Below are 820 nucleotides of genomic sequence, written 5' to 3'. Positions count from 1 at the left end.
CAATTTGACACCAATTGATTTTTTGTTAAAATCTTATTCAGTATCTTAAATCTATGTAACGCATACAAATACCGTGTTGCCTCACTCGAAAATATCTCCAAAATTGTTTACTGTATTGATTTTCTTTATTCAAAAATTGAACTGAAATCAAATGAACTTACCCAGTTAGTTGGTAAGGTCAAAGAATTGATTGGAATGATTGATGGATACTATCAAAATGATGGCTCTTATAAATCCTCATTAACCTCAAGTCCATTAGACGAAACCAGATATGCTTTATTTTCAATCAATCTCCTAGAGGATTTGATTCAAGATATAATTTACTATTATTCCATAACAGAATTAGAACCGGTAAAGAAGATATATGAAAATGTGAGGGATGTTGAGAAAACCTATAGGTTGATTAAAGAAGCAAAGTAAATGAAGAGAGAAAATACATTTCACATTCAGAATAAAGGGATTAAGGTTTTTTAGAGTACCTTACAGGGATTGAAACTTTAACGATTAAGCAGTAAGAAGACTATTGCCTTGTTTGAAAAAAGTGGTTGCGATACAAGATGAGTAAGTGCATAAGTAATAAAGCGGATTGTTTGGAAAACAGATACATATTACAGCTATCGGGGGAATAATTTCAAGATTAAGTAATAATCTTGAAATCCTGATAGTTGTAGGTAAATACAAAGCAACTACCAAATATGCAGTAATTGTGGTGCAAGGAAAGAAGATATCAAGTTATTAGAAAGAACTTTCAAATGTGATCATTGTAGTTTGGTAATAGGTAGAGATCTAAATAGTGCCATAAACATATTGAAAATAGGAT

2 protein-coding genes are annotated in these 820 nt (G+C 30.7%); both read left to right on the top strand.

What is annotated here, in order from left to right:
* Positions 1-186 precede the first annotated feature (186 nt).
* The gene (locus ACP5SP_RS08010; RefSeq protein WP_428076551.1) at positions 187-420 is read left to right on the top strand and encodes a hypothetical protein; all 234 of its coding nucleotides are present in this window, start codon (positions 187-189) and stop codon (positions 418-420) included.
* A 255-nt stretch (positions 421-675) separates the two neighbouring features.
* Positions 676-820, top strand: a 145-nt coding sequence (locus tag ACP5SP_RS08005) for a zinc ribbon domain-containing protein (protein ID WP_428076553.1), incomplete at its 3' end; no start/stop codon positions are given.

The organism is Caldisericum sp. (genome assembly GCF_049967455.1).
Classification (GTDB): Bacteria; Caldisericota; Caldisericia; order Caldisericales; family Caldisericaceae; genus Caldisericum; species Caldisericum exile_A.
Note: the sequence above shows the minus strand (reverse complement) of the source record. Positions and strands in the feature narration are given on the sequence as shown.